Origin of the sequence: Pseudoxanthomonas helianthi (genome assembly GCF_017939625.1) — a bacterium.
Taxonomy (GTDB): Bacteria; Pseudomonadota; Gammaproteobacteria; order Xanthomonadales; family Xanthomonadaceae; genus Pseudoxanthomonas_A; species Pseudoxanthomonas_A helianthi.
Genome location: NZ_JAGKTC010000001.1, coordinates 589552 through 590461 on the forward strand (window position 1 = coordinate 589552; position 910 = coordinate 590461).

Genomic DNA, 910 nt, shown 5'->3' on the forward strand with positions numbered 1-910 from the left:
TGCCACTTGCCTGAGCGTACGACAGCTTGAGCTCTTTCTCAGGCGAGGCAGCACCGACTTGAACGGTAACTTGCTTCTCCGACTCTTGCCACGAAGCTGACCACATGAGTCCAGGGAACTCCGAGGTTAGGCGTGTGCTGCGACCAGTCTTGGTGCTGAAGAGAAAGATGTGGCCGGTTGAAGCTTCTTGATACACGGCAAAGTCGCCGGACGGTGAGGGTGACATGCGATCACAACGAGCTAAGTTTTGACCCTTGTAATAGCAATAGCCGAAATGCCCGACAGACTCGAAACCGCCACGAACTTCTTCCGCGGCAGTGATAAGCCAAAAATCATGACCGAGCGACTGAAATGCCTCAAGACCTTTTACTTTGGGCGGGCCGTGTTGTGAGGCACAGGCGGTTACTGCAAGAGCCATTAGTGCGGTCACGAGGATCTTCATGTGACACCTAACGCCTGAACTAAGCCGAGCCGAGAAGCGGCTTCGGCTTGAATGAATTGTTATAGCTCACTCCCAGTAACTGTCCTTGCGTGACAAGGCGAGCTCTTTGCCATTGCTAAAATTGCCGGTCAGCTCTTTGAAACCAATAGTGCCTGTGAACTGAGAAGAAGGACAGCCGGGCTTGCCATGCGCCGGAAGCGTGATGATCACTTGGTCTGAAGTCATTACAACTTGTCCAATGAGCGGCTGGCTGATCTTGCCGTTGGCGCATTGAACGATCGCGTAGTAGTCGGACTCAGCTCCAGCGGCGCGATCTCCTTTAACGATAAAGATCTCATAGCCATAGAGCAGGCCATCTTTGTCAATGTCTAGAGACGAGAACAGGCCGGTCTTTCTGGGCTGACAGCCAGTCAACAGCAGAACTGCCAGAAGTAGAAAGAATATGCGCCGCAAAACTCTCATGTGAGC

At 52.6% G+C, this 910-nt stretch carries 2 protein-coding genes; both read right to left on the reverse strand.

Going from position 1 to position 910, the window contains the following annotated elements; genetic code table 11:
• The coding region (locus J5837_RS02795; RefSeq protein WP_210535195.1) for a hypothetical protein at positions 1-442 on the reverse strand (442 nt) is incomplete at its 3' end.
• A 66-nt stretch (positions 443-508) separates the two neighbouring features.
• Positions 509-910, reverse strand: a 402-nt coding sequence (locus J5837_RS02800) for a lipoprotein (protein ID WP_210535196.1), incomplete at its 5' end; no start/stop codon positions are given.